The sequence below is a fragment of the Thiocapsa sp. UBA6158 genome (assembly GCF_002423035.1).
In the GTDB taxonomy this organism is placed as follows: domain Bacteria; phylum Pseudomonadota; class Gammaproteobacteria; order Chromatiales; family Chromatiaceae; genus Thiocapsa.
Genome location: NZ_DIUM01000062.1, coordinates 41,860 through 61,751, shown reverse-complemented (window position 1 = coordinate 61,751; position 19,892 = coordinate 41,860). Strand labels below are relative to the sequence as shown.

Genomic DNA, 19,892 nt, shown 5'->3' with positions numbered 1-19,892 from the left:
TTCTTGAACAGGCAGCCCTTGCCCTCCATCACGGGTTTTGCGGCCAAAGGGCCGATGTCGCCCAAGCCGAGCACGGCCGTTCCGTTGGTCACCACGCCCACCAGATTGCCGCGCGAGGTGTACTCCGCCGCGAGCGCCGGATCGGCCTGGATATCGAGACAGGGGTAGGCCACGCCGGGCGAGTAGGCCAGCGAAAGATCGCGCTGGTTCGACAGTGGCTTGGATGGGGTGACGGTGATCTTGCCGCGACTGGGGCTGCGGTGATATTCCCGAGCGGCGTCGCGTAATGCCTGCTCGGCGGTGGACAGAGGCGATGTCATTTGGAGTGCAAAGGTCCCGTGGTTGATGGGCGCGGTTTAAGCCGGCAGGAAATCGTCCGCGAGGATCTGCTCGATGGTCCATGGGCAGTCGTCCGGGAAGGCGTCCATTCCCGTTTCGTCGATCGCGAGCGTGACCGCATCGGCCCAGATGGCCCCCTGCCACTCGGCGTCGGCGAGTCTCGGCTTCAAGCTCGGCACCTGTTTGAGATGAAATGCCAGGGCTTTGCGCTGCTCCTTGATCGTTCGCCGCCAACTGTTGCTTGGGCGCTCGGGCTGATACTGCCATTTGATGAGATGCGCAATCAGCACGGCCATGCGGCTCGCCAACTCACGTTGTTCGCTCTTGCCCACGTCTTCGATTTCCTCGGCGATATGTTCCAGATCAAGTTGATCAAGCCGACCCGCGCGGATCAGGCGCGCCTGCTCGTTCGCCCAAGCAACAACGTCTGCGTCATAGCTGATGGTTGTCATCGTTCTTCCCACTCGAAGTCCCACTCGAAGTCCCACTCGAAGCCTTGTCGCCGAGTATAGACGAGGCATCCACGCCGCCCCGAACACATCCTCGGCGCCGACCGATCGTGCACCGGATCGCGCCTGGCGAACGGGTTCGAGGCGGGATTCTACCGAACCGATGGCCGGAAAACGGACGGGATCTACTCGCCGATGCCGCGATCGCCTATCCTTGCGCGCTCGGCAGGTGCCTCGGGGAGACGCACGGCATGGACAGAAACCGATTCGACATCCAATTCGGCGGAGACTTGGTTCCGGGGACCGACGTGCTCGCGGCTCGGCAGCGGATTCAGCATGCGTTCAACCTTTCCGAGTCCGCTGTCGGACAACTCTTCGGCGGCACGCCGGTGACGGTTCGGCGGGGTGTCGACAGCGAGACTGCGGCGCGCTACGAGAGCGTCTTCCGCGACGCCGGCGCGCTGATCCGGATCCTCCCTGCTTCGAGCGAGCGAGCGCCGCAGCCCCTCACTCTGGATCCATTCGGCTGGTCGGGACAGGGGCCGAGCCAGGGGCAGAGTCAGGCTCGGCCGAAAACCGCGATCGACCGCTTGTTTCACTATTTCGAGAAGGTGCTGGCCGCGGTCCTGCTGTTTTTGATCTCGGTTGTCGCCGTCATTGCGGTCATCGAGCTTTGCTTCGTGCTGTATAAGGACATCACAAGCCAAAAGGGTCTGTTCTTGCTGGACCTCAGCGAGCTCTTCGAGGTCTTCGGCATGTTCTTGATCGTGCTGATCGCGATCGAGCTGATGGCGAGCGTTTACATGTACATGATGGATAAGTCAGTCCATGTCGAGATCATGCTGTTGATTGCCATCACGGCGCTGACCCGCAAGGTCGTCGTCATGGATCTGGAGAGCAAGGGCGACCCGGCCCTGTACATGCTGGGCCTGGCCGCGCTCTTGGGCATGCTGGTCGGGGGTTATTATCTGGTGAAGCGGCTCGCCGGACCCGGCGACGGTCATTGACCGAGACCCGATGCCGGCGACGCGGATCGCGCCATCCGGCCGTGACCGGCTACCCGCCGCGCGGGATGCGGTCTTTGTTGATCTCCAACCACTTTCGAAACGACTTCAATGTGGGATTGAGCGCGCGGGCGACCGCCGGATCGCGTGCACCGCAGAAGTCGGCTTCGAAATCGCGCTTGAACTGGAACATATTGCCCAAGTCGTCCGCACCGGGGAAACCCAGTCCGCGGTAAACATCCGGGGGGATGGCGCGATAGCGCACCTCCTCGCCGAATGCATCGGACAGTGCCGCGGCCATCTGCTCGCCGGTCAGATGCTCGCCCGCGATACCGACTGTCCGGCCGATGTAGCGCTCGCCCTGCTTGAAGATGCCGTAGGCACAGCGCCCGATATCCTCGGCGGCGATGCCCGGCAGCTTCTTGTCGTCCATCGGCAGCGTGAAGACGAGATGACCGTCGCTCTCGCGCCGTGGCCCCATGCCGAAGTGGATGAGATTGTCCCAGTAAAAAGAGGTGAGCAGGAAGGTCGTCGGCACGCCCATCTCGGTGAAGATGCGGTCGGATTCGCCCTTGGCATCGAAGTGCGGAACCTTGTAGTGTTCCATGAGGGTCGGCATCCGTGTGTCCTCGAGCGGCACCCACAGACGCGTGTCCTCGAGGGTCGACCAGATGGCGTGACGCAGGTCGACGGCCTTTGCCGCGGCCGCCATGTTTCGGATCTCTTGCTTCTCCTTCTCGGGCGAGAAATGCGCCCAAAAGAAGGTGACGAAGTAGGCCCCGTAGGCCCCCTCCAAGGCGCGTCGCAGACTGGACGCGTCGTCGACATCGGCGGCAACGACCTCAGCGCCCAGCTCCGTCAACGCCCTGGCCTTGTCCGAGTCGACATCGCGCGTGATCGCACGCACGGTAAAGCCGCCGTGCGGGTCGTCGAGTATCGCACGCGCCAAACCGCCGCCCTGTGCGCCCGTCGCGCCGAACACGGCAATGATCTTCGGGTTGCTCATGATGCTCACCTCATCGATGATGGAGTGTGTGCTCGGGTGCACCGGATGCGTGTGTTTCGCGACTCGACGACTATACTGCGCGGCACAAGGATCTCACTGGACCCTCATCTGAACCGCGTCCGGAGCGAGATGCTCAATGTTCGAGTGAGCTCGACGTTTGGTGCATCCACGGCCCTTAGCGGAGACGCGGTTTAAAATGATCTATTTTTTAAAATCTTAAACCGCGCCGGCTCCAGCTGTCGTCATGTCTGCCGGGGCCGATCCCATCCAAAAAACATCGCATACCGCGCTGGGCGCGGCTTCACCATTCAGACACCGGTGCCCCGCCTTGCCCAGCCAGCCGAGAAGCCGCGCCACCGAGGGATTCGTTCGCTCCGTCATCCCGATTCGCCGTCGTCGGCTCGGCGACCCTAAGGGGGCCGACCTGTGACCGGGCAATCCCGGTTTCAGGCTCGACGGATCGGGTTCGGCGTGGTCATCGCCTGCCTCGCACTGCTCCTCTTGCTGCTTGCGTTGGGGCTCTTCGCGCATCCCACAAGCGACGATTTCGACTATGCCTATGTCGCGCGCGAGCAGGGCATTCTCGGCGGGGTGATCCATTTCTATCAGAACTGGAGCGGCCGCTATGCGAGTGCCGCCATCACGCTCATGTTCGGCCGATGGGTGGATCTCACGCAATCCTATTGGATGGTCACTGCGGCGAGTCTCTTGACCCTCTATGCGGCCTTTCTCTATTCATCCCGCGCGCTCTGCCGACTGCTCGGGCTGGACCGTCCGATCGTACTCGGTCATCTCGCGTTTCTGTTTTATCTGCTGTTCATTCCGAGGCTCGACACCGCCTTCTACTGGCTGGCCGGGGCTGCGACCTATCAGCCGGGCAACGCCTTGTTTCTGGTCTTCGTCGGTGTCTGGGCCGATTATGTCGGTGGCCCCGCGAGAACGACGCGTGATCTGCTTTTCGGTCTCGTTTTGGCCGCACTCGCCGCGCTGATCGCGGGGATGAACGAGACGATCATGCTGGTGACGGTGGGGTTGTCGGTCTTGATGGCGGTGGTCGTGCTGCGCCTGCGCGGGCCGCGGATCGGCGTCTGGATGCCTCCCTTGATCGTCATCCTCGTCTCGGGCGCGATCGCCGCATTCGCGCCCGGGCATGATGTGCGCTTGGGGATCATCGGCGAGGTCGGGAACGAATCGCTGTGGCGTAGCCTGCTGATCTCGGTCTTCCACGCGCTCGTGACCACGCTGAAGCTGATCGTGTTCGGCGTGATTTTTCTTCAGATCGGGTTCGTTCGTACGCTCCTTACGGAGGGGCTCGCGCGCTTTCATGCCATCATCGGGCGTCTGTCCACGGCGGAGCGAATCCTGCTCCCGCTGGCATTCATCGGGCTGCTCGTCCTGCTCTTCTTCCCGGCGGCCTGGGCGAAAGGGGCAGAGGCGCCCGGGCGGGTACAAAGCGTCAGCGTGCTGCTCGGCACATTGGTCCTGATTCCGACGATGGCGGCGCTGCAAGACGCATTCGGCGAACGTCTGTTCCCGAGCCGCGCCTCCGTGCGCCGCTGGGTCTCTGCGGTCGGTCTGATCGCACTGCTCGCGCTCTCCAATGTGCCGAAAATCGCGCGTGATATTCCGCGCCTGCAGACCTTTCATGCCGAGAAGCTCGCCCGCTACGCCCTGATCCGCGAGGCGCAGTCGCGCGGAGCGACGGCGCTGGGTCTGCCGCCTCTGCGCACGCGCATGAAGGTGCTCTATTCGAAGGATCTAAAACCCTACGAGCGCCGCGAGGAGAATCGACTCTTCGGGGCCTATTTCGACTGGCATCATCCGATGTGGGCCGAGGGTCCGCCTTAAACCGCGCCCGGTGCGGTAGGTGTAATTTGTTGGACTGGTTTGGCCGTGCCAGCGCTGACGACTGTTGGAGTTGGCGCGGTTTAAAGTATTAAAAAATATCAAATTCTAAACCGCGTCTCACCGGGGTCGAGGATGTCTCCGAAGCCAAACGCACAATGAAAACTACGCATGTCGCTCTGGACGCGGTTTAGCTGTATTCCGGAGACGCAACGACCAACATGTCAGGGCGACTGAAGCCGTCCGACAGGTCGCTGCAAGTCCCGACATGTCGGGGGATTCTTTCCCGGAAATCGCCTTGGCCCGTCGATCTGATTGCCGTCCTTTCGCCGCCGCGCTCAATCACAGCGCTGTCCGGACGGTGCCTCCAGTGCCAGGATCTCCATGCGATAGTTTCCGCACGGATTTTCGATGGTCGGACCCTGGGTCAGCAAGACCAACCCCTCGCGGATCCCGCGCTCGTCAAGCCAATGGCGCACGAAGCTCGACCAGTCTGAGCGGTCGGCCTCGACCTGGATCGGATGGATGCCGTAGGAGAACTGCAGGGCCTGACAGGTGGCTTGGTTCGGGCTGAAGGCGATGATCCAGACCGGCAGGCGAAAGCGCGCGACATTGCGGGCCGTGCTGCCCGTTTGGGTGGGGACGACGACCGCTTGCGGGGCGCTGTCCTTGATGGTGTGGTAGACGCTCGCGGCGATCAGGTCGACGGCGCGCATCCGCCCGGAGCCGTGGAACCCATCCATGGTGCGCACGAAGGGTTGTTTGCTGCGCTCGGGCTCCACATGAGTGGCGATACTCGCCAGCATGGCGACCGACTCGACCGGGTAGCGCCCCATCGCCGATTCGGCGGAGAGCATGACGCAGTCGGTTCCGCCCAGGATGGCGTTGGCGACATCGGTGGCCTCCGCACGGGTCGGACGGCGGAAGGTCACCATGGATTCGAGCATCTGGGTCGCCGTGATCACGGGCTTGCCGAAGCGATTGGCGAGCTCCGTGATCTGCTTCTGCACCACGGCGATCCGCTCGATCGGGATCTCCACGCCGAGATCCCCGCGCGCAACCATGATGCCGTCGGCGGCACGCAGAATGGCTTCGAGGTTGTCGAGCGCGTCGGCACGCTCGATCTTGGCGATGATGAAGGGCGCATAGCCGATGGCATCCGCCGCGCGGCGCACGGCAAGGACATCCTCGTCGGTGGCCACGAAGGATTGACTGACGGCATCCAGACCGTGCTCGGCGGCGAAGTGAAGCCATCCGTGATCGTCGGCGGTGAAGGCGCTGATGCCGAGATTGATACCCGGAAAGTTCAGCCCCTTGCGCGAGCGCAGCTCACCGCCGACACGCACGCTGCAGCGGATCTCGGAGCCCTCGACCTCGAGGACCTTCAGCAGGATGAAGCCGTCGTTGAGAAAGAGTCTGTCGCCCGGCTGCACGGCCGCCGGGAGGTCGAGAAAGCTCATCGAGACCCGCGACTTGTCGCCGATGATGTCCTCGGTCGTCAGGGTGAGGATATCGTCGCGCAACAGCTCGACCGGCTCCTCGCCGAGATCGCCGATGCGCATCTTCGGGCCGGGCAGGTCGCCCATGATGGCCACGCGCCGCCCGGTGGCTTCCGCGGCTTCGCGGATCCGCCCGATCAGCGCCCCGTGATAGTGCGGGTCGCCGTGGGAGAAGTTCAATCGGGCCACGTTCATACCGGCCTCGATCAAGGCGCGGAGCATCTCGGGTGAATCCGACGCCGGGCCGATCGTCGCGACGATCTTGGTCTTGTGGTTGGGCAGGTGCATGTCTGGGTCTCGTACTGCTGGAGGGTTTGGTGCTCGGATGATTCGGTCGAGGCTTCGAGCGGGTCCGAGCCGAGCATCGCCGGTTGGTCGTCATCTAAGCATAATCTGCGCCAGATGTCAGATCGCGATCCGGCGGGAATGCCTACTCGCGCGCGGGCTGTTCATGGGGTCAGGCAGGCTCGACGCGACACCGATGGTCGGGCACGCGATTGCCCGCGGCGGCAGTCGTTATACCGACGCACTGTGATGTTTGTGTGTCCGAACGACGCCGCCTTAGGCGTCTTCACAAGACCGACGCCAGGCGAGGATCGCCGCTCGGTCGGTCTCTTGATCCTGCGCATAGAGGCGTTTGAGCTCGGCCCGATCGGCCTCGGGTGCATCCCGCAAGAGACCGGCGACCGTCAGCAGTGGGCCGCGCCGCAACACCTCACCTGCGGTGACCTCGGCCAGGTAGGTGGTGCGGTCGCCGATGTCCATGCGCGCTTCGACCCGACAGTCCATCCAGGATATGGCTCCCTCGATCAAGGGCGCGCCCGCGGGTGTCCGACGCGGCGGCAGATCGGCGAACTTGTCGACCCGGTGTCCCGAGGCGAGTCCGAAGCGGCGAACGCTCGTGATGTCGTCCGCCGCGAGCAGATGCAGCGCGAAGACGCCGCTTGCCTCGATCAGGCCCCAAGTGTGGTGGTGCTTGGCGACCGCAACGAGCATGCGCGGGATCTCGTGGACGATGGATGCGCGCGTTGCGGCGGTGGCGATGAAGCCGCCTCTGCGCGTCCCGTGTCGCGCCGTGACAAGCCAGAGGGGCGGGTCGTAGAGATGAAAGACTGCGTTGATCTCGGCGTGGATCTCGGGGCTCATGGCTTCAATCCCGGCTCCACCCAGCACGACTCGGCCCAAGCAGACTCGATGTCAGGCGGAAGGGTGGCACGGCACCAGGCTGTCGAGCTTCTCGGTAATGCTCTGCTCGATCCGGTCTTTGAAGGGCCTGAGCAGGAATCCGAGCGAGACCTCGAGGATCAGCAGAGTCTCGGTCACCTCGACACAACCACTCGCACCCGGCCGCGTGAAATCGAGCCGATTGCCATCCCACGCGCACCGGGCATCGAGCTCGTCGACGAGTAAATAGGCGAGGGCCTCGACCTGGTCGAGCGCCTGATCGAGGCCCAGTGTGTGCGTGCGTTCAATGAAGATGTCGGCCATGCCGCTATTGTTGGTCCGCGCCGAGAGCCGGTCAAGGTCGGGTCAGGTCGGAGGGTCGGTCTCGATGTCCAGATAGGCTTCGGGCACGAAGCGAGGCGTACAAATGGCCAGGAAGACGAGGTCGGCTTCGCCGGTGTTGGCGATGCGTTGGCCCTGATCGGCGGGGATGTAGACGAGGTCGCCCGGTCCGACGACCCGCGGCGCGATCCCCTCCACCTCGACGCGCCCTGAACCGGCGAGGATGAGATAGCGCTCCGCGATTCCGGCGAGACGATGCAGGCGTGTCGTGACGCCGGGCGCGACCCTCGCGCGGGCGACGGACACTGACGGGTCGTCCGCGCGATTCCAGGTCTCGAGGATGTAGCAGCCTTCGTCCGTGAAGAATTCGTCCACCTCGCGGGGCGAGTGGATCAGCCCGAGCGTCGCAGTCATAGGCGCCCCGTCGCCCGTCGATAGGCCGCGGAGCGTCGGTCGCCGCCGCGTTGACGCGGCAGGGCGCGCCGGTTCAGCGCCGTCTCGATCGACTCGCAGAAGGTTTGATCGCCCAGTACCCATGCCTTGTTGGTGGCATCCCGAATCCGGGTGAGAAGGGCCTCGTTCAGAGGCTGCTCGGCCTGCGCCGCATAGGCGGCACGGCGTGCCTTCGCGCTGCGTCCGAGGCGAGCGTATTCCGCGTGTGCCGTGACCAATGGGTCGTCGTCGCCCCGCGCGTTGGCCCCGTAGCTCGACCAGCCGTAGTCGCCGACGCTCGCCACCAGCCCGGCACGCACCGGGTTGGCCTCCACGTAGTGGCTGACCGGCAGCAGAAAGTGTTTGGGATCAAGCAGTGTTGCGCGGTAGCGTCCTTCCCAGAGGGTGCCGGTGCGCCGGTAACGGGCGTTGAAGTGCTGGACGTAGTAACGCCCTACATATTGCATCAATTTGCCGACGCCATTGTCCAGGTGCGGCGTGAGCAAGAGGTGGAAGTGGTTCGGCATCAGCACGTAGGCATGCAGCTCGCATCCGAATTTCTCGGCGGCAGCCCCGATCTTTTCCCAGATGAACCAATAGTCTTCTTCCTCGTACAGGATGCGCTCGTGGTTGTTGCCGCGCTGGACGACATGCTGTGGATAGCCGGGGAGGACGAATCTGGGCAAGCGTGCCATGGTTAGGGTCGGAGCCGGTTGGTTGACCTGGTTCTGAGTATAGAACCGTTTTGGAATTGCTGCGGGTCCGCGTGCCTCCACCGATCGATGGTCATGCGCAGACCGGGCGGAACATGGCGGCACGCTCGTGTCGGCGCCGGCGTATACTTGCGGATTTTTCCCCACGGAGTCGAAGATGCTCGACATCAACCCGATCGCTTACCGAATCAGTGACCTCAAGGGACGTGTCGAGTCCCTTAGGGGGTATCTTTGACTACCCGGAACGCAAAGAGCGTTTGACGGAAGTCCTACGCGAGCTGGAAGACCCCAAGATCTGGAACGATCCGGAGCGGGCCCAGGCGCTCGGGCGCGAGCGTGCGATGCTCGAGGCCATCGTGCTCACGATCGACGAGCTCACCACCGGCCTCGTCGATGCCGATGATCTGCTGGGGATGGCCGCCGAGGAGCAGGACGAGGAGACGCTCGCCGCACTCGCGAAGGACCTGGTTCAGCAAGAGTCGAAGGTCGCCGAGCTTGAGTTCCGCCGTATGTTTGCCGGGGAGATGGACGCGAAGAACGCCTATGTCGACGTCCAGGCCGGATCGGGCGGGACCGAGGCACAGGACTGGGCCGAGATGCTGTTGCGCATGTATCTGCGCTGGGGCGAGCGCCGCGGCTTCAAGACCGAGCTGCTCGAGGTCTCGCCCGGCGAGGTTGCGGGCATCAAGTCGGCGACCATCCAGTTCACCGGCGACTACGCCTTCGGCTGGCTGCGCACCGAGACCGGCGTTCATCGCCTGGTGCGCAAGTCGCCGTTCGACTCGGGCAACCGGCGCCACACCTCTTTTGCCGCCGTCTTCGTCTCGCCCGAGGTCGACGACACCGTCAACATCGAGATCAACCCGGCGGATCTGCGCATCGACGTCTATCGCGCGAGCGGCGCCGGTGGTCAGCACGTCAACCGGACCGAGTCAGCCGTGCGCATCACCCATAACCCGACCGGGATCGTGGTCCAATGCCAGACCGATCGCTCTCAGCACAAGAACAAAGACCACGCGATGAAGCAGCTCAAGGCCAAGCTCTACGAGCTCGAGATGCAGAATCGGCGTGCCAGTCAGCAGGCGATCGAAGACACCAAGTCCGATATCGGATGGGGCAGTCAGATTCGCTCCTACGTGCTTGATCAGTCACGCATCAAGGATTTGCGCACCAACCTGGAGATCGCCAACACCCAGTCGGTGCTGGACGGCAATCTGGATCCTTTTATCGAGGCCAGTCTGAAGAGCGGCCTCTAGGATTGAACCGCGTCCGAATGCGTTCCGACGCCTTGGTGGCGACAGCGGCGTCGCAGCCTTCGGAGGGCTCTGAGTTGACGCGGTTCAAGATATCAAGAACTTCGGCGATTTCCGTGAATAAACATCAGGACTGCGCGTGTCTGCAGGGCCTGTAGGGGCGAATGAATTCGCCCCATCGCCGGTCCTTGCATTTGCGGAAACCACCTAAAACAACACTTAAATTCCTAGACCGCTTCTGCGGCGACACACGTTGGCGTGTGGTGCACTGAACGATGCGACGACATTGGCGTCTTGCGCCGAGAGCGGTTTAACCGGAAGCGGATCAACGGGAGCAGGCCGATGAGTGAGCAAGCCGATCAAAAGACGACGACGGCCGTGTCGAACGAGGAGGTGGTCGAGGAGCACAAGCTGATCGCGCAGCGGCGCGAGAAGCTCTCGCAGTTGCGCGCCCAAGGCCCTGCGTTTCCGAATGATTTTCGCCGCGATGTGGTCGCGGGCGAGCTGCTGGCCGAGTACGGCGAGCATGAGCCCGAGGCGATCGAGGCACTCGGGCTGCGCGTGAAGGTCGCCGGCCGGCTGATGAGCCGCCGCATCATGGGCAAGGCGAGCTTTGCGCATGTGCAGGACATGTCCGGGCGCATCCAGCTCTTCGTCCAGCGCGATCTGATCGGCGAGGACGCCTACGCCGTCTTCAAGCGCGACTACGATCTGGGCGACATCCTCGGCGCCGAGGGTCTGCTGTTCAAGACCAAGACCGGCGAGCTGTCGATCAAGTGCGACAGCATTCGTCTGTTGACCAAGGCGTTGCGTCCGCTTCCAGAGAAGTTTCATGGACTGACCGACATGGAGAGCCGCTACCGTCAGCGCTATCTCGATCTCATCATGAACGGCGGTACGCGCGAGACCTTCCGCATCCGCACCAGCGTCATCCAATTCATTCGTGAGTATCTGAATGCGCGGGGTTATCTGGAGGTCGAGACCCCGATGATGCAGGTGATTCCGGGCGGTGCGGTCGCGCGTCCCTTCATCACGCATCACAACGCCTTGGACATGCAGCTCTTTCTGCGCATTGCGCCCGAGCTGTTCCTCAAGCGTCTGGTGGTCGGCGGTCTGGAGAAGGTCTACGAGATCAACCGCAATTTCCGCAACGAGGGGCTCTCGACGCGTCACAATCCCGAGTTCACCATGCTCGAGTTCTACGAGGCGTACGCGGACTATCGCGATCTCATGGACCTGACCGAGAGCATGCTCCGCGAGATGGCCGGGCAGGTTCTCGGCCGCACGCTCATCCACTACCAGGGCGAGGACTACGACTTCGGACAGCCCTTCGCGCGCATGACGGTGCGCGAGGCGATCCTGCACTTCAATCCGGATCTGGAGCCGGACGATGTCGAGGACCTCGACCGCGCTCGCGCGGTGGCCGCCCGGCTGGGGATTGCGGTCAAGCCCGGCTGGGGTCTCGGCAAGCTGCAGATCGAGCTGTTCGAGCACACCGCCGAGCATCGTCTCATGGCCCCGACCTTCATCACCCAGTACCCGACCGAGGTCTCCCCGCTGGCGCGACGCAACGACGAGAACCCCTTTGTCACCGACCGCTTCGAGTTCTTCGTCGGCGGTCGCGAGATCGCCAACGGCTTCTCGGAGTTGAACGACGCCGAGGATCAAGCCGATCGCTTCCGCCAGCAGGTCGCCGAGAAAGAGGCGGGGGATCTCGAGGCCATGTACTTCGATGCCGACTACATTCGCGCCTTGGAGCACGGCATGCCGCCGACGGCAGGTGAGGGCATCGGTATCGACCGCTTGGTCATGCTCTTCACCGACTCCCCCTCGATCCGCGATGTTTTATTGTTCCCGCACATGCGCCCGGAGGCCGGCGGCTGAGTCGATCGGGCAGGTCCGGCGCGGCGGCTCGCGGCGGTTCCGCCGCAAGCTTGCCGGTGGGTCGGTGTCACGCGTTTCGGCTTATGCTGATACCGGCTCGGTGAGCGGTGCACGCGCCGTCGATCCGAACACGCCGATGCCCCGTGCGGCATCGGCGGCTTTCACGCCCCTTTCGGTCGATCAGACCGATACGGATTGGAGGGACCACATGCACAAGGCCGCAAAAGCCGCATGGCGAACGATGCTGCCGATCGTCGCCGTCGCATTCACCCCGCTTGCGATCGCCGACACCGAGATCTGGACGCCCATCCCCGGCACCCGGACACCGGACTACGGCGGCCCGCTCCTCATCGAGCGCGACGGCATCGTTGACCCCGCGCTCAAAGGCACCCGCACACCCGACTACGGCGCGTCCGACCGCTTGATCATCCGTGACGCAAAGGTCTACAACGCCATCCCGGGAACCAACACACCCGACTATGGCTCGGGGCAGCGCCTACTCAGGCCGCGCTGACCGGCACGCGATCTCGACCTTCGCGATCGCATCCAGACCGAGAAGGGAACGACCAAGATGGGGCGACTTGAGTCGCCGCGACAGAGGGGGTGCAGACCTGTGCAGTCTGGATCCTGATGCCCGGAAATCGCCTAAACCGCGTCTCCACCGAGGTTGGTGAAATCCCCAAGGCCGAATACAACCTTAAGATTACGCATGTCGCTCTGGACGCGGTTTAAGCCGACATGAGCACCACGCCCGAGACGACGCCGAGGATCTCGATGTCGCCGTCGTCCAGAATCAGTGGATCCATGTCGGGATTGGCGGGCTGGAGGCGGATGCGGTCGTTTTCGGCATAGAAGCGTTTGAGGGTGACGCGTTCGCCGTCGATGCGTGCCACGACGGTTGTCCCGGTTTCGGCTGTAGGACGAGGGTCGACGATGACGATGTCGCCGTCGTGGATGCCGTCTTCGACCATGGATTCGCCGCGCACGCGCAAGGCGTAGGCCCCGGGGCGTGTCAGGTCCGTGGGGACGACGATGGTCTCGGGGTCTTCGAGAGACTCGATCGGCGCTCCGGCGCTGACGCAGCCGAGCAGGGGCAGCTCCACTCCGGGGTCTTCGCTTGGATTGCGCGGGTCGAGCGCCGGGTTCCAGGTGCGGTGCCGGCGTTTGTAGAGTGGTGAGTCGGAGTCATCCATCGAGTGCATCCGGGCGGATTCTGCGTCTCGGCCGCTGCGCGGTCGTGTCAGGCCGTCGCCGCGCCGGGCTCTCGGGCGAGGGCTTGGCGGATGCGCTCGAAGCGGCTGTCGAGACCGGCGGAGCGCGGCGCGGGGCCGCAGAGATACCACTCTTTGAGGAGTCTTGCGCTGCCTTGCAGTGGGTCCTCCTCGCCGTCGACCATGCGCTCCGTCAGACGTGCGACTTGGAACTCCAGGCGCTGTTGGGCGAGCTCGGGCGGGGTTTCGACACCGGTGAGGATTTCGAGCTGCAGACAGAGTTGGCTCAGGCGCGCGGCGTTGGCGTCGTAGCGGCGACGCAGCACGGCGATCTGCTCGGGGTCGCGGGCGGCGGCGAGTGCGGACGCGAAGCGCGCTGCGATGGCCCGCTGGATCTCGTCGTCTTGTTGCTGCGGGAGATCCGCCCAGGCCTGCTCGGCCGCTTCGGGGTCGAGCGGGGCGTCGGTTTCTCCGAGGAGTCCGAGCTCGAGGCGCTCGCACAGTGCGGCTTGGCCTTGCAGCAGATCGAATGCGTCTCGACGCTGTTGGTCCTCGCAGTCGCTGATGTGCCGCTTGAGCGCCTCGCGGGTCTCGCGCCAGCGTTCGTTGAGCGGGCCGGCGCTTTGACGCGGGATGGGCAGGGACTGGGCATCGTCCCAGCGCCGCTCGAGCTCGCGCAGCTCGGCGCGCAGTCGTTTCGGATCGTGCTCGGCTCGGGCGAGTGCGAGGGCGTCGGTGCAGATGCTCTCGCGCGTGGCGAGATGCTCCTTCATCTCGTTGGCGTGTGCCTGGTGCAATGCGGCGCGACGCTCGAAGATGGCGTCGCACGCGCTGCGGAAGGTCTGCCAGAGCTTGTTCTCGTCCTTGTGGCGTGCCGGCACGGTGGTGTGCCACTCGCGTTGGAGTGCCTTGGTCTGCTCGATGGCGGCGTCCAGATCAGTCTCCTCGACCAAGGCTTCGACCTTGGCGATCAGCGCGTGCTTCATCGCCTGATTGCGTTTGCGCTCGCCGTCCAGGCGGCGATCGAGCTGTTTGAGCGCTTGGCGGAAGCGCCCTTCGAGCGCCTTGAAGTGGCGCGGGTCCACCGGTCCGATGGAGGCCCAGGTGTGGCGGGTCTCGCGCTCGGCGCGCAGGACGCGTTTCCAGTCGATGCGCTCCCAGTCGACCTTGGAGAGGAAGTCTTCGATCTGGTCGCAGACGGACTCGCGCGCGGCACGATTGGCCTCGCGCTCGGCCGCTTGGGCGTCGAGGTAGGGGCGACAGCGCTCTTGAACGGCGTCGCACGCCTTGTGGAAACGCTCGGCGACGGCGGGGCTGGCGCGCGGCCCGGTCTTCTCCAGGCCCTTCCAGTCCAGGCGCATGGTGTGGAGTCGCTCGCTCAGGGCTTGCAGGGGCAGGTCGGCTTCGATGAGCTGCTCCATCTCCTCGCAGAGGCCGTCGCGATGCTGATCGGCACCCCAGCGACGCCAGTGTTGAAGGTCGCGCAGGCGCGGCGCGAGCAGATGCAGGCGAGCGGCGATCTCCTCGGTGGCGCCCTTGGGCAAGGCGCTGGCCTCGACCAGATCCAGACCGGCACGCAGGCTTTGAAAGAGCGGGTCGGCCTTCTTCAGCTCGCCGTCGGCGAGGTGTTTCTTCAGCTCGGCGAGTTTTTCGGGAAGCTGCTTCAGACGGTGCTCGGCGTTCTTGCGCTGGGTCTTGGTGCGCACCTCGAGACGCTCGAGGAGCGCGAGGACGGCTTGGGTCTCGGCGGTCGCGGGGAGTTCGGCGGCGAGTGCGCGCGCCTGCTCGATGAAGGTCTTGGTCGCGCGCAGATCGAGCGGCTTGGGCTCGTCGAGGAGCTTCTGTGCCCGATTGCTCGACTTGTGCAGCTGCGATAGACGCTTGCGCTGATCGACCAGGGTGGTGCGCGCGGCGTCGGCCGCGTCCATCAGCGTGCGATAGCGCTGGTCGAGGGGTCTCTGGCGCTGCGGCGGGAGGGCGTCGAGGGCGTCCCAGGCGGTCGAGACCCGTTCGCACAAGGCGCGAATCTCTTGCTCGGTGCTCAGCGCCGGTGCCTCGGACAAGGTGTCGAGGAGGGCGAGGCGTTCGGCATGCAGCGACTCGTGGGCCTCTTCGGCGGCGACTCGGGCGGCGGTCTCGCGTGCGTGACCGCGGTAGGCCTGGATGAAGCGCTCGCGTGCGCCTTCGTAACGCGTGCGCCCGTCCGGCTCGACCTCGTCTCGGATCTCGGCCCATTGGCGATCGAGAAGATCGAGGATGGCGCGATCCTGATTCCATTGCTCGAGCCGACCGAGACGCTCGGCCTTCTGGCAGAGCTCTTCGCAGAGTGCACGCACGCGCAGCGGGCGCTCTTCGCGCTCGGCGATCAGGCGCAGCTTCTCGCGTGCGCTGCGGTAGACGTTCTTGTCGCGCTTGCCGATCTGGCGCACGACCTGCTCGAGCGCGTCCTTGGTCTCGATGCGCTCCACGGCGGCGCCGCGGTTGGCGGCGAGCGGATCCTGTACAGCGCAGAGTGCGAGCACCTCGGGAGACTGCAGCCGCTCGATCGCGGCGCGACGCACCTCGTGGGCCAGCCCTTGGATGGCGACCTGCTCGAGGATGCGCGCGTCATCGACGTGCGACAGCTCCGCGACCCGCGCATCGAGGCTCACACCGTCAGGTGTGAGCTCGGCCGGCTGGGTCCCGCACAGAAGGTGCCGATAGCGTGCGGCGGCGATCTCGCGCACGCCGGCGTCGGTGTCTTCGGCGAAGATGAGGCGAAGATGGGACAGCCCGACCAGTCTGCGGGTGGCCTCGCGCCGAACCGCAGGGTCTTCATGATTGCGGGCGCGTTCGGCCAGAACCTCCTGGTCTTCCTCCTTGTGTGTATCTTGTCGTTTTTTCTTGAGAAAGCGCTCGAATAGCATGTGATACTCGCCAACCGTTGCCCACGGACCGACCATTGTACTCAGAAACGCGGCCGAACGGCCCGACGACTGTGAACGGCGAGACGACCGAGTGAAGCGACTAAACCGCGCCATCCCCAGCGGTCGTCAAAACTGCCGGGGCCGATCCCATCCAATAAACATCGCATACCGCACCGGGCGCGGTTTAGGCGTCAGGGCTGCGGCAGAACAGCGAGAAGACGGGCGTCCTGCGCAGGCAGTGCGATCCCGGCTTCCGCGGCGATGAGCCGCAAGATCGGGATGAAGGGGTCTCCGGCGCCGGTCTCGGCCTTGGTCTCGAAGCATGCCTCGTAGGCGTCGGCGATGCGCCGAACGAGGCGACGCGCGGTCTCGCCGATCGGGTCGTCCGGATGTGCGGCCGCCGGTGCGGGCGTGGCTGCGGCGGGAGATTCAGGCAGGGAAACGGGCGGCGGTAAGGGCGGTGCGGCGAGGAGGACGGAGGCGGCCTCGGCGATGCGCTCGACCTCGCGACAGACCGCGTCCAGATAGGCTTGGTCATGGACTCGGTCGAAGGGATCGGAGGCGCGCAGCCGGCCGGTGATCGCCTCGCGGGATCGGTTGTCGAGCACTCCGATCTCCCGGACGAGCAGACGCGCCGTCTCCGCGAGGATCGAGTGCGGGGCGCTTGGATTCGGGGTCGGCTCGGCGGCCGGGTTTGCAGCCGGCTGCGCGCTCGGGCGTGCGTGCGGCTCGGATGCGACCGCTGGTTGCGCGGGGGCGCGGGTTTCCTTCGTGGATGCACGACAGCTCGCGATGCCGTATTCGACGGCGGCGGCGAACAGTTCGCGGCTTTCCGGATCGCCGACGGCCTGTTCGGTCAGGCACGCGAGCAGTGCGGCGCGCCCGGACTCGGAGAGTCGGTAGGGTTCGAGAAAATGGGCCTTCTTGGTGCGCTTGAGCGCGTTTCGCGGCGGCGCATCCGGCGGCTCGGCCTGCGGGTTGCGCAGCGAGCGGCTGCGCGGCGGACTGCTTTTCCGGCCCGGTGTCGGCGTCGGGATGCTTGATTTTCGCATGATGCCGTTCCTTCCGCGGGCGGTTGCCCGGTTGCGGACGTTGCTCGGCGAACGCTTATTCGCGAACGAAAGGGTTGGTGCGTCGCTCCTCGCCCAAGGTCGACATGGGGCCGTGTCCGGGGATGAAGCGTACATCGTCTCCGAGCGGAAAGAGTCGCTCCCGGATGGAGTCGAGGAGCTGGCGATGGTTTCCGCGCGGAAAGTCAGTGCGTCCGATCGAGCCCTTGAAGAGGACGTCGCCGACCTGTGCGAGCTTGTCGTTTGCGTCGAAGAAGACGAGATGGCCCGGCGTGTGACCGGGGCAGTGCAGAACCTCGAGGGTCTCCTCGCCGACGGCGATACGCTCGCCCGCGCGGAGCCAGCGGTCGGGCTCGAAGGCGGTCACGGGCGGAAAGCCGAACATCTCGCACTGCTCGGCCAAGGCGTTGAGCCAGAAGGCGTCGTCCGGGTGTGGGCCCCAGATCGGGATGCCGAGTCGGCGCGAGACCTCGGCGCTGGCGCCGACGTGGTCGAGGTGGCCGTGGGTGAGCAGAACGTATTCGGGCTTCAGCTCGAGCGCTGCGACCTGCGCGAGGATGCGATTGGCCTCGCCGCCCGGATCGACGATGACGGCGGCTCGGGTGCGCTCGCACCAGAGCAGGGTGGTGTTCTGCTGAAAGGCGGTGACGGGGATGATTCGATATTGCACGGGGTCTGGATCACGCGGTCGGGGCTCGATGTCCGCGCATGGTTTCATCTGGTGTCGGGGTTGTCCAGGACTCGATAGAGACCCGATCGAGACACTCGTAAGGGATCCCGGCCGCGATTGTCGGCCGATCCATGCAGGAACTATGGGTAAGCGCGAGACCTCTCTCGTCCCGGCGAAGGGGCCTCTCGGGTCGGGTTGCCGGCGCACGAGAAACCCGGATCAAGGGGCGGTGTCGGCAACCCGGTCAGCCCTCAGGAACGCAGAATGGCGTAGAGCTTATCCTTCAGAACCAGGCGTTTCTTCTTGAGCTCCTCGATGGTCTCGTCGGCGACGGGTGTCCCCAGTTCTTCGAGGTCGCGTACCCGGGCGTCGAGTGTGTCGTAGTCGTCCATCATTTGCGCGAACTCGGCGCTGTCCGAGCGTAGCGCGGAGATCTTCGCTTCGAGATCGGGGAACTCGTGAAGCAGGTCGTGCGATTCGCCAAGCATTGTGTCGGTTCCTCAAAAAGGTGCAATAACCCGCGCAGTGGTCGCGCCGGCGCTCGTGTGTGGTCGGGGCGGGTCCGGCTCGCCGGGTGTAGGCGCGGCGGCGATCCCGGCTCGATGTTCCGAAATGATACCGCAGCGTCATGGGTCCGACATAGCCCGTTCACGCCGGACGGTCTGCTTGACTGTCGCCTTACTTGGTATTCGCGTCGAGGTGTTTGATGACTTCGGCGGTCAGATCAAGCTTTTCGTCGAGATAGAGGACCCCGGACATCCCGGGCTCGACGACCATGCCGATCTTGTTCTTCTTGGCGACGGCGCTGATGGAGTCGCGCGCCGGGCCGATAATCTCGCGGCTCTTTGCCTGCTGGACCTTCATGATCTCCTGCTGGATGCCGTTCGCCTTCTCCTGGAATGCCGCGATACGCTTCTGCACGTCGGCCTCCTGCTTGCTGACCTGGTCGGCGCTCATCAGAGGTCCATCGCGCTCGAGCGACTGCTGGAGCTTGCGGATCTCCTGCTCCTCGGCGGCCATCTCCTGGCCACGCGGCTCGAACTCTTCACGCAACTGGTCTTGAAGACGCTTGCCCAGCTTGCTTTCCTCGAGGACCTTTTGCATGTCGACATAGCCCAGCACGTCGGCGGCCAAGGCATGGGTCGGCACGCCGATGAAGAGTGCAAGGGCGACAAGGAGGGCGGAACGGGACATGGGCAGGACTCCGGGGATCGATAGAGTGGGGTGAGGCCAGACGTGGTCCGCGAGCATACAGCGGCCGGGTCGATCGCGGAACGGCGCCGCGCGCGATTCTAACCCTCGCTCTCGGCTCGTGGAAACCACTCCCCTGCTTGCGTCGCGGGCGCGCCTGTCGGATCCTGTCGTCTGGTTCGGGCATTCGGATATCCGCCGAGGGTTTGCGGACTTGGGTCTGCTCGGCGATCGGCGACATCTTTTTCGGAGATCCACACCGTGGGCAACTCGTTGCAGGACCAATTGCTCAAGGCCGGCTTGGTCGACGAGCAGAAGCTCAAGCAGGCACGGACCACCAAGCACAAGAAGACCAAGCAGCACGCCGGTCCGCGCAGTAAGGCGCTCGACAACGAGGCCCGGCTGGCCGCCGAGCGTGCCCGTCGCGAGAAGCTCGAGCGCGACCGCGAGCTTAATCTGCGCCGCCAGGAAGAGGCGGCCTTGCGTGCCGCCGAGAACGAGATTCGCCAGCTCGTGCATACCCATCGGGTGGTGCGTGATCGCGGCGATCTGGCGTTCAATTTCACCGACGGCACGACGCTCAAACGCATCTATGTCAACAAGGAGCAGCACGCGAAGCTGGTCGCGGGAAGTCTGGCCGTCGTCCGACAGGATGCCTTCTACGAGGTCGTGCCCGCGGAGATCGCCGTGCGGGTGGCGGCGCGCGATGCGAGCCTGGTCCTGGTCCACAACAAGGCTACCGATGAGAAGGACGCGGACGATCCCTACGCCGACTATCAGGTCCCGGACGACCTCATCTGGTGACGGGCGCCGGTGGTGCCGGCCGATGATGCGATCAGGCGCAGCATGCGATGCAGACTCATTCGAGGTGATCGCAATCCACTGAATTCAAAGACCGATTGACAGGAAGATCA

The 19,892-nt window shown here is 64.6% G+C and carries 19 protein-coding genes and 1 pseudogene; 6 read left to right on the top strand and 14 right to left on the bottom strand.

Annotated elements, in window-relative coordinates; translation table 11 throughout:
• Positions 1-320: pseudogene (locus tag B4N44_RS08885) on the bottom strand (NADP-dependent malic enzyme); the annotation flags it as partial.
• A 36-nt stretch (positions 321-356) separates the two neighbouring features.
• Positions 357-791: a DUF29 domain-containing protein gene (locus B4N44_RS08880; RefSeq protein WP_296699558.1), complete on the bottom strand. Its 435-nt coding sequence runs from the start codon at positions 789-791 to the stop codon at positions 357-359.
• 248 nt (positions 792-1,039) lie between these two features.
• Here B4N44_RS08880 and B4N44_RS08875 point away from each other — a divergent pair, with 248 nt between their 5' ends.
• Entirely contained in the window at positions 1,040-1,795 is a 756-nt protein-coding gene (locus tag B4N44_RS08875) for a phosphate-starvation-inducible PsiE family protein (protein WP_296699556.1), read from the top strand.
• A gap of 49 nt (positions 1,796-1,844) precedes the next feature.
• Here the strand turns inward: B4N44_RS08875 and B4N44_RS08870 are convergent, their stop codons facing one another.
• The gene (locus B4N44_RS08870; RefSeq protein WP_296699554.1) at positions 1,845-2,798 is read right to left on the bottom strand and encodes an NmrA/HSCARG family protein; all 954 of its coding nucleotides are present in this window, start codon (positions 2,796-2,798) and stop codon (positions 1,845-1,847) included.
• A 471-nt stretch (positions 2,799-3,269) separates the two neighbouring features.
• Here B4N44_RS08870 and B4N44_RS08865 point away from each other — a divergent pair, with 471 nt between their 5' ends.
• The gene (locus B4N44_RS08865) at positions 3,270-4,646 is read left to right on the top strand and encodes a DUF6056 family protein (protein WP_296699553.1); all 1,377 of its coding nucleotides are present in this window, start codon (positions 3,270-3,272) and stop codon (positions 4,644-4,646) included.
• 335 nt (positions 4,647-4,981) lie between these two features.
• Here B4N44_RS08865 and pyk read toward each other — a convergent pair whose 3' ends face one another.
• The 5 genes from pyk to B4N44_RS08840 form a co-directional block, all read right to left on the bottom strand.
• A complete protein-coding gene (pyk, locus tag B4N44_RS08860) occupies positions 4,982-6,430 on the bottom strand; it encodes a pyruvate kinase (protein ID WP_296699551.1) in 1,449 nt (482 codons plus the stop codon).
• Positions 6,431-6,703: 273 nt separating this feature from the next.
• On the bottom strand, positions 6,704-7,288 hold the full coding sequence (locus B4N44_RS08855) for a flavin reductase family protein (RefSeq protein WP_296699549.1): 585 nt from the start codon (positions 7,286-7,288) through the stop codon (positions 6,704-6,706).
• Positions 7,289-7,339: 51 nt separating this feature from the next.
• Entirely contained in the window at positions 7,340-7,630 is a 291-nt protein-coding gene (locus tag B4N44_RS08850; RefSeq protein ID WP_296699547.1) for a polyhydroxyalkanoic acid system family protein, read from the bottom strand.
• A 42-nt stretch (positions 7,631-7,672) separates the two neighbouring features.
• Positions 7,673-8,062 carry a cupin domain-containing protein gene (locus tag B4N44_RS08845; protein ID WP_296699544.1) on the bottom strand — a complete coding sequence of 130 codons (390 nt, stop codon included), beginning with the start codon at positions 8,060-8,062 and terminating at the stop codon, positions 7,673-7,675.
• On the bottom strand, positions 8,059-8,775 hold the full coding sequence (locus B4N44_RS08840; RefSeq protein ID WP_296699542.1) for a transposase: 717 nt from the start codon (positions 8,773-8,775) through the stop codon (positions 8,059-8,061). The genes B4N44_RS08845 and B4N44_RS08840 overlap by 4 nt, the downstream gene beginning before the upstream one ends.
• A 175-nt stretch (positions 8,776-8,950) precedes the next feature.
• Between B4N44_RS08840 and prfB the strand changes: the two genes are divergently transcribed.
• From prfB to B4N44_RS08825, 3 genes are all read left to right on the top strand, one after another.
• Positions 8,951-10,049, top strand: a protein-coding gene (prfB, locus tag B4N44_RS08835; RefSeq protein WP_296699538.1) for a peptide chain release factor 2 whose coding sequence is annotated in 2 segments (ribosomal slippage) — positions 8,951-9,025 and positions 9,027-10,049 — 1,098 coding nt in all. Because the reading frame shifts where the segments join, the coding sequence is not laid out codon by codon here.
• 339 nt (positions 10,050-10,388) lie between these two features.
• Entirely contained in the window at positions 10,389-11,930 is a 1,542-nt protein-coding gene (gene lysS, locus B4N44_RS08830) for a lysine--tRNA ligase (protein WP_296699534.1), read from the top strand.
• 208 nt (positions 11,931-12,138) lie between these two features.
• Complete coding sequence (locus B4N44_RS08825; protein WP_296699531.1) at positions 12,139-12,444, top strand: hypothetical protein; 306 nt, start codon at positions 12,139-12,141, stop codon at positions 12,442-12,444.
• Between the two features lie 214 nt (positions 12,445-12,658).
• Here B4N44_RS08825 and B4N44_RS08820 read toward each other — a convergent pair whose 3' ends face one another.
• The 6 genes from B4N44_RS08820 to B4N44_RS08795 form a co-directional block, all read right to left on the bottom strand.
• Complete coding sequence (locus B4N44_RS08820) at positions 12,659-13,123, bottom strand: LexA family protein (protein ID WP_296699527.1); 465 nt, start codon at positions 13,121-13,123, stop codon at positions 12,659-12,661.
• A 47-nt stretch (positions 13,124-13,170) separates the two neighbouring features.
• On the bottom strand, positions 13,171-16,047 hold the full coding sequence (locus B4N44_RS08815; protein WP_296699524.1) for a DUF349 domain-containing protein: 2,877 nt from the start codon (positions 16,045-16,047) through the stop codon (positions 13,171-13,173).
• Between the two features lie 191 nt (positions 16,048-16,238).
• The gene (locus B4N44_RS08810) at positions 16,239-17,099 is read right to left on the bottom strand and encodes a hypothetical protein (RefSeq protein ID WP_296699521.1); all 861 of its coding nucleotides are present in this window, start codon (positions 17,097-17,099) and stop codon (positions 16,239-16,241) included.
• A 55-nt stretch (positions 17,100-17,154) separates the two neighbouring features.
• Complete coding sequence (locus B4N44_RS08805) at positions 17,155-17,787, bottom strand: MBL fold metallo-hydrolase (RefSeq protein ID WP_349681078.1); 633 nt, start codon at positions 17,785-17,787, stop codon at positions 17,155-17,157.
• Between the two features lie 251 nt (positions 17,788-18,038).
• Positions 18,039-18,275: a YdcH family protein gene (locus B4N44_RS08800; RefSeq protein ID WP_296699514.1), complete on the bottom strand. Its 237-nt coding sequence runs from the start codon at positions 18,273-18,275 to the stop codon at positions 18,039-18,041.
• Positions 18,276-18,465: 190 nt separating this feature from the next.
• Entirely contained in the window at positions 18,466-18,981 is a 516-nt protein-coding gene (locus B4N44_RS08795) for an OmpH family outer membrane protein (protein ID WP_296699511.1), read from the bottom strand.
• A gap of 258 nt (positions 18,982-19,239) precedes the next feature.
• Here B4N44_RS08795 and B4N44_RS08790 point away from each other — a divergent pair, with 258 nt between their 5' ends.
• Positions 19,240-19,782 carry a DUF2058 domain-containing protein gene (locus tag B4N44_RS08790; protein WP_296699509.1) on the top strand — a complete coding sequence of 181 codons (543 nt, stop codon included), beginning with the start codon at positions 19,240-19,242 and terminating at the stop codon, positions 19,780-19,782.
• Positions 19,783-19,892: the final 110 nt, after the last annotated feature.